This window comes from Odoribacter sp. N15.MGS-14 (assembly GCF_000980245.1).
Classification (GTDB): domain Bacteria; phylum Bacteroidota; class Bacteroidia; order Bacteroidales; family Marinifilaceae; genus Odoribacter; species Odoribacter splanchnicus.
Window position 1 is genome coordinate 1 of the sequence record NZ_LARE01000097.1, and the last position, 7699, is coordinate 7699.

Below are 7699 nucleotides of genomic sequence, written 5' to 3' on the forward strand. Positions count from 1 at the left end.
CAAGGTCGGGATCGGTATGCCGGCATCCGGCTGATAGGATCAATAGAAAAAAGAAAAAAGTTCTCATATCGCTGTACCTGAAGGTTTGGGCTGTTTGACGTGACAGGGGATGGGTTGCCCGAATACCGGGAAACCTTTTTTATCCCACGAAAATTTCTGTAAACGAGGTGTCCGCAGATCGTTGGCCGCTGGCTCCAGACGATAGCGGGCATGGTAAAAAATGTAATCTTCGGTCCCATCCGGAGATTTTATAAAGCTGCAATGTTCGGGGCCGAATACGCCCAGCGTATCGTTCTGGCAAAATATAGGTTGTGGTGACTTTTTCCAGGAGGCCGGATCGAGCAGGTTACTGCCGCTTTGGGCGGTCATCAGTCCCAGGGCTGAATAAGGAGGCCGGTTTCCGCCGGCCGAATAGACCAGGTGAATCAGATTGCCGTCGGGACTTTTTAAGGGTTGCGGGCTACCCATCGAAAAAGCGGCTTCCGGGTCATGACGTTCCCATCTTTGATCGGGAATACCGATCATAACCGGCCGGGTGGCCAGTGTCCAGGGATTTTCGAGACGGGCAATGTAAATGCAATTGAAAATATAAGGAATCGGTTGTTCGGGGATACCGAACCATACTAGGTAGAGTGAATCCCTGTGGGTGAATACCGAAGCATCTACCGCCCAGCTTTGGTCGGCGGAAGTGCGGAGCTGACCTTTGTAGATAAACCGGCCTTCGGTCGGGTCCGGATGGCTGTTTTCGAGTACGTATAGTTGATGGCTCCCGGCCCGGATACCGGCAGCTGCATAGTAAAGATACCATTTCCCGTCGAGATAATGCAGTTCCGGAGCCCAAAGGTCCCGGCTATTGGTCAGATCGTCCGGGAGCCATACGGTTTTGCTCCGGGCATGCCTGAGGTCGGTAATATCCTTTGTCTTCCAGATGGAAAGATGGTCGTACATCGACTGGGTATAATAATATACACCGTCATGGTAGATGGCATAGGGGTCTGCTCCCGATGTTAACAATGGATTACTGTATGAAGCCACACTTGTCCGGGGAATTGTCCGGGCTGGCCGGTTCGCCTGTTCCCGGCATCCGTAAATAGTAACAATAAGAAATAAAAAGAGATATCGTTTCATGTTACAAATATCTCAATTTTATTAAATAACTGTGTTTAATTTATGTAATTTTCAGGATTTAGAGGGACCTTCGAATTTTGACTTTCGGAGGCGGTGTTTCTGGCAGGAGTCGATTGGGACAAAAGGTCCGTCCCAGAGTTCCGGATTCTGGGACGGACCTTTTGTCCTGAAACGAGGATTTTAGAAGGTGACCTGGAAGCCGACGACCAGGGCTTCTTTGAATTGCAGACGGGGGCCTTTGGTTCCGTCTTTTTGTAAGATTTTGGTGTCGTTGTCGTAGATCATATTGGTGGTGATGTTGCAGGAGAACCATTGATTGATAGCCATGTTGAGTTGTACATCCCAGCTGATATCGACGTTCTGGGGGTCTTTCAGGTAGTTACTGTAAAGATTGAGCCGGGAGAACACGGTCATGTTTTTCAGGAATTCGTATTTGGCTTCCATGCGTAAGTTAGCACCGAATTCGGAAAAGAGGTGTTTACCCGGGGTAACTCCGAAATCTCCCTGGTCGGAAAGGATTTTACTGCTGACGAAAGTTCCTCTCCAGGTGGCTGGAGTGAAGGTCGCTGTAAACCAGCTTTTGGGGGTCCAGGTGAAACCGGCACCGATCAGGAGGTATCCCGGAGACATAAAACGCGAGATAAACACGTCCGGGTCGACGTTGTAGTCGTATCCTTTAGCAAATTGGGTCTGGAAGGTCATCAATCCACTGGCATACCAGTTTTTCGCTATTTCGTATCCATAGGTGGAAGACAGGTAGATTTTGTCGTTTGTTTTTTTGGTGCCGTCCGATTTGGTTTTATTCAGACCGTAGTCGAGTTCCAGACGATTGTTCCAGAGGTGTTTCGCCTTTTTATAGTTGGCAAAGTAGTTGAATTGCAGGTTGAATCCTACTGCGTTATCACCTCCGGCAGCCCATTGGCTCAGGCTGACTTGGCTTAAGTTTATCCCGATGTTTCCACCCCTTTTCCAGGTGGTGTCCGTCCCGGGTTGTGCGTATGCCGGTACTAAGATTCCGGTTAATACGATGATTCCTAATGTGTAAATTCCGCTACGTATCATTTTTTTGTTTTTTTGGAAGTTTACGGAAATCGGGTTGGTGAAGTTCTGATTCGCCGGGATTATAAGTCGGGCAAGTTCATAATGGTTTACGAGGGAAAAATTTTTAGCGGGGAAAGATGAACTATTTTTTCGGATTGGAGTATAACAAAGAAAATAATAGGATTATGTCATTTCTTTGGTTTATTATTATCGGAATTGTGGCCGGATATGTGGCCGGTAAGATTATGCGAGGCGGAGGTTTCGGATTGATTGTGAATCTGGTTGTCGGTATAATCGGAGGGGTATTGGGGGGCTGGTTGTTCAGTCTGCTGGGTATTTATTCGACCGGTGGGATTATCGGCAGTCTGGTTGTGGCTACGATCGGGGCGATCGTTTTGCTATGGATTGTGTCTCTTTTCAGCGGACGGAGGCATAGTGAGTGATCGGCCGGATTATCTTTCTATCGGTTTTCGGTAAAATTGTTGTATCCAATCGGTGACGTAAGGTGTAACCGATTGGATACCTTGCTCAAAATGGCAGTATGCGTTTTTATCCTATAATCCATTTACTGCCCGGTATGAGCGAGATTATCTTTGTCGTCACGAAACAACAGATAAATGTCGTTACTGCAATACAGGGAATGGCGGCGACAGTAGGAAATGCCAGGTTATGCTTGAATACCGTTACCCATAGGCCGAGCCAAAATATGTGCATCAGGTACATGCCGTAGCTGAGTTTCGATATTTCGGTGATGAGCCGCGGGGACTTCGGCTGGTTTATACAGCTGAACATCAGGAAGGTACCTGTAGTAAGGAGCACACAGTTGATGGTACAGAAAGCCCATCCGATTTCTATAACAGGAGTGGACAGATTTTCTCCGGGTATCGCCTGGATATAAAACGAGTAGATCGTCCACACTGCTCCGATAATCATCAAAGCGATTCCTGTTCTGAGGCGTTTGGAGCGGCTCCAGGTGAGGTGGGTGTGCATATAATGTGCCATGACCAGGTAACCGAGGAAGCCGGAGAAATAGAACAGCATGTGGAATTCGTTCCAGAAACATTGTCCCCAAACTTCTCCCCACCAGCGGTTGAGATACGGCATGCAGGTCGATAACAGGAACAGGCCGATGAAGAAACGTTCTTCTTTGGCTGTGGCTTTTTTTAGCCAGGGAGATATGACGGGAATGAATAAATAAAGGCTGATCAGGGGATACATAAACCACAGGTGTCCGGCCTGTGTCGGGAAGTTGAGTAGTATTCGAGATAAATCCTTTACCGATGTTTCTGCATCTATTTGTCCCCACAGCAGGGGCAGGGTACTGTATAACACCATGAACAGAAGAAACGGGGGCAGGATACGGATGCAACGCTGGCGGTTGAACTGCCAGGAGGTCAACTCTTCTTTCATCGGTGTAAGAAGAAAGGCGGAGACGATGATGAATAACGGAACAGCCATACGTGAGAAACCATCGTAAATGGACACCCACAACCGATCGGACTCATTGGCCAGAAAAGATTGTGGTCCTGCCATGTCGGTGGAACCGGCGGCGCCATAGAAATTTTCACTGGCATGAACGACTATAACCAAAAAGCATGCGAATACGCGCACGTAATCCAAAAAAACTATACGCTTCATTTTTTTATATTATTGTTCGTGTGTAATCTAAAACAATTATAAAAAATCCTGCGGGAGTGGACCTGCAGGATTTTTGTATCTGGATAACGATGATCCGATTATTTGGTCAGTGCCTGTGCAACAGAAACGGCAACAGCTACAGTCGCTCCTACCATCGGGTTGTTACCCATACCGAGGAATCCCATCATTTCTACGTGGGCAGGTACGGAAGATGAACCGGCGAACTGTGCGTCCGAGTGCATCCGTCCGAGTGTATCGGTCATGCCGTAGGAAGCAGGGCCTGCAGCCATATTGTCGGGATGCAGGGTACGGCCCGTACCTCCGCCTGATGCTACTGAAAAATAGGGTTTACCGGCCAGTACACGTTCTTTTTTGTAAGTTCCGGCAACGGGGTGTTGGAAACGGGTAGGGTTGGTAGAGTTACCGGTGATGGAAACATCTACGTCTTCTTTCCACATGATAGCGACGCCTTCGCGTACATCGTCGGCTCCGTAGCAGTTTACTTTTGCCCGGGGGCCGTCGGAGTAAGCTTTGGTTTTAACAACTTTCAGTTCGCCGGTATAGTAATCAAATTCGGTTTGTACGTAAGTAAAACCGTTGATCCGGGAGATGATCATAGCAGCATCTTTTCCCAGGCCGTTCAGGATCACCCGCAACGGATTTTTCCGAACTTTGTTGGCCATTTCAGCGATTTTGATAGCACCTTCAGCAGCCGCGAAGGATTCGTGGCCTGCCAGAAAAGCGAAGCACTGTGTTTCTTCGCGTAGCAGACGGGCTGCGAGGTTACCGTGGCCCAGGCCTACTTTGCGGTCGTCGGCTACCGATCCGGGAATACAGAAAGCCTGCAGGCCTTCGCCGATAGCTTCGGCAGCATCGGCCGCATGGATACAATTTTTCTTGATTGCAATAGCAGCCCCGACTACGTAGGCCCATTTTGCATTTTCGAAACAGATATTCTGAGTCTGTTCACATTCCAGATAAGGATCGATTCCTTTTGCGTCGCAAATTGCTTCGGCTTCTTCGATAGAAGCGATGCCATAGGAGTTCAATACTTTGTTGATCTGAGCGATCCGACGATCCTGACTTTCAAATTTTACTTCTCTTTTTGCCATAGTGTGTTCCTCCTGTTTTATTCGTGACGTGGGTCAATATATTTAGCTGCATTGGCGAAACGTCCGTAGTTTGAAGTGGCTTTCTTCAATGCTTCGTTAGCGTCGGTGCCTTTTTTGATCAGGTCCATCATAACACCGAGGCGTACGAATTCGTATCCGCATACTTCGTCGTCTTCGTCGAGAGCCAAACGGGTTACATATCCTTCAGCCAGTTCCAGGTAACGAACGCCTTTTGCTTTGGTAGAGAACATGGTTCCCACCTGGCTGCGCAGACCTTTACCCAAATCTTCGAGGCCTGCACCGATCACCAGTCCGCCTTCAGAGAAAGCACTCTGTGAACGTCCATATACGATTTGCAGGAATAATTCACGCATAGCTGTGTTGATCGCATCGCAAACCAGGTCGGTATTCAATGCTTCGAGAATCGTTTTGCCCGGCAGGATTTCTGCAGCCATAGCTGCCGAGTGGGTCATTCCTGAACAACCGATAGTTTCCACCAAGGCTTCTTCGATTACCCCTTCTTTGATATTCAGGGTCAGTTTACAAGTCCCCTGCTGAGGAGCACACCAACCGATACCGTGGGTTAAACCTGAGATGTCTTTGATTTCTTTTGCTTTCACCCATTTGCCTTCTTCAGGAATTGGGGCCGGTCCATGGTTCGGACCTTTTTTGACAACACACATGTGTTGTACTTCCTGTGAATATACCATTTTTATCGCTTTTATAGATTAATATATTGCTAATCACCACTCGTTTAGCGCATAAACCGGACAAAGATAACCTTTTGCGGCAAATAAAAAAATAGATCAAAGGACATATAATTGTGCAGACGTTTGCAAAGGAAAGTGTCGAAATTGTATTTTTTTTTAATTGAAATGATTATTTACTTTTATATAGTAAAGGGTGCTTTTTTACGATTGCCGGTGAGGTCGGTCGGAACCGGAGGTTGTGCTGTTCTTTTGTAGCCGTTCGGTGTACTCCGTGGGGGTACATCCCTCTTGTTTTTTGAATAACCGGCTTAAATGTTGTGGATATTCGAAGCCGAGGTCGTAAGCGATCTGAGAAATAGAATTACCGCCGATCAGTTTGTCTTTGGTTTTTTCGACGATAAACCGGCGGATGTGGTTACCTGCTGTTTCTCCCGTCGTTCGCTTCACCAGATCGCCGAAGTAGTTCGATGACATGCAAAGTTGTTCGGCACAATACAATACGCTCGGAATACCGTTGGACAATTGTTTCCTGTTGTTGTAATAATCATCCAGCAATTTCTCGAAACGGGCCAGTATATCGTTGTTATCCTGGCGACGGGTCATGAATTGCCGGTCATAGAAACGTTTGGCATAGTTCAGGATTAGTTCGATATAAGAAAGAATGATCGAATCTTGCTGTTTATCCGGTCGGTGTCCGAGTTCGTGACGGAGTTGTTGCAGCATGGAGATAAAAATTTCCCTTTCCTCTTCGGTCATGTGCAGGGCCTCGTTTGTCTGGTAGGAAAAAAAAGAATACTCTTTGATTTTATTTTCGAGCGGAGAACCCCGGAGTATATCGGGATGAAACAGGAGTGCCCATCCTTCTATCTCTACCCGCTCTCCGTTATCCTCTTTCCCGCCTATCTGTCCGGGAGCCACACAAATGAGCGTTCCCTTGTTGTAGTCGTATTTTCCCAGACCGTAGGTCAGATCGATCAGGATATCGTCCCGCAGAAATAATCCGTAAACGCTGTAATTACAGAGGCAATGACGGATAGGTGTTACCTCTGCATAATCGATGACGCTTACCCATCGGTGTTGGGCGGAATGTCCGAGGTAGGCACTGTAATCGTTTACGTTTTTCACTTTCAACATATGGCTCATCACGTCTATAGTCTATATGGCCGACCGATTATAAATATACCGGAAGGTGAGTGCAATGACAAATAAAAACTTTGTTTTCAAATTTGGCATGGCCGAACCGCATCCTGTATGATACAAATATAGTGAATTTATGGGACAATCTGTAAAATTGGTTCGGAAAACAGGATTTTCCGGACATCCGGGGCAGGAAATGCAGGTAATTTTGCCTTAGAATAAAAGCAATGATATGGAAACTGTAAAACTGAACAATGACATTGAAATGCCGGTATTGGGATTAGGAACTTTTCTTTTGACCGATCCCGACACATGTGAACGGAGCGTATCGGAGGCTATCCGGATCGGTTATCGGTCGATCGATACGGCCCAGGGATATGGAAACGAGGAGTATATCGGCCGGGCGGTTGCCGGGAGTGATGTGGCACGGGAGGAGTTGTTTATCACGACAAAGGTGTGGTTTAAGAATTATGAACATACCCGGGCTTCAGTAGAAGAATCGATGCGGAAGTTGCAGACCGACTACCTGGATCTTGTGTTGTTGCACTGGCCGTTCGGCAATACTTATGCCGCCTGGCGGGAACTGGAAGAGCTGTATGCAGCGGGTAGAATCCGTGCTATCGGCGTATCGAATTATACCTCCGACCGACTGATCGACCTGATACTGTATAATAAGGTCGTGCCTGCCGTGAATCAGATCGAGACCAACCTTATTTCACAGCAGACAGAGATTTACCGCTGGATGAAGAAATATCGTATACAGCACGAGGGTTATGCTCCGTTCGGACAAGGAAAAATCGATGCACTTTACGATGACCCGGTTTTGATATATATCGCCGACAGGTACCATAAAACGGTACGTCAGGTGGTATTGCGATTTCAAATCCAGTCGGGAGTGGTCGTCATTCCGAAAACGATGCATCCCGACCGTTT

Annotated in this window: 8 protein-coding genes; 2 read left to right on the forward strand and 6 right to left on the reverse strand. The window is 47.3% G+C overall.

The genetic code is table 11. The annotated features are described in order from the left end of the window. Positions 1–63: 63 nt before the first annotated feature. Both WS34_RS13620 and WS34_RS13625 read right to left on the reverse strand, forming a co-directional pair. Entirely contained in the window at positions 64–1128 is a 1065-nt protein-coding gene (locus tag WS34_RS13620; protein ID WP_046405470.1) for a glycoside hydrolase family 43 protein, read from the reverse strand. Positions 1129–1308: 180 nt separating this feature from the next. Beyond that, on the reverse strand, positions 1309–2190 hold the full coding sequence (locus WS34_RS13625; RefSeq protein WP_046405472.1) for a DUF3078 domain-containing protein: 882 nt from the start codon (positions 2188–2190) through the stop codon (positions 1309–1311). 164 nt (positions 2191–2354) lie between these two features. On the opposite strand from WS34_RS13625, the gene WS34_RS13630 reads away from it, so the two are divergent. Beyond that, entirely contained in the window at positions 2355–2612 is a 258-nt protein-coding gene (locus tag WS34_RS13630; protein WP_041557489.1) for a GlsB/YeaQ/YmgE family stress response membrane protein, read from the forward strand. A gap of 106 nt (positions 2613–2718) precedes the next feature. On the opposite strand, the gene WS34_RS13635 is transcribed toward WS34_RS13630, so the two are convergent. The 4 genes from WS34_RS13635 to WS34_RS13650 form a co-directional block, all read right to left on the reverse strand. Then, entirely contained in the window at positions 2719–3807 is a 1089-nt protein-coding gene (locus tag WS34_RS13635) for an acyltransferase (RefSeq protein ID WP_046405474.1), read from the reverse strand. Between the two features lie 98 nt (positions 3808–3905). Beyond that, positions 3906–4919: a GGGtGRT protein gene (locus WS34_RS13640; protein ID WP_013613086.1), complete on the reverse strand. Its 1014-nt coding sequence runs from the start codon at positions 4917–4919 to the stop codon at positions 3906–3908. Positions 4920–4936: 17 nt separating this feature from the next. Further along, entirely contained in the window at positions 4937–5629 is a 693-nt protein-coding gene (locus WS34_RS13645) for an iron-sulfur cluster assembly scaffold protein (protein ID WP_013613087.1), read from the reverse strand. Between the two features lie 201 nt (positions 5630–5830). Beyond that, positions 5831–6763, reverse strand: a complete 933-nt coding sequence (locus WS34_RS13650) for a helix-turn-helix domain-containing protein (RefSeq protein ID WP_286693800.1) — start codon at positions 6761–6763, stop codon at positions 5831–5833. Positions 6764–6998: 235 nt separating this feature from the next. Between WS34_RS13650 and WS34_RS13655 the strand changes: the two genes are divergently transcribed. Continuing rightward, a partial coding sequence (locus tag WS34_RS13655) for an aldo/keto reductase (protein WP_046405479.1) occupies positions 6999–7699 on the forward strand: 701 nt, incomplete at its 3' end.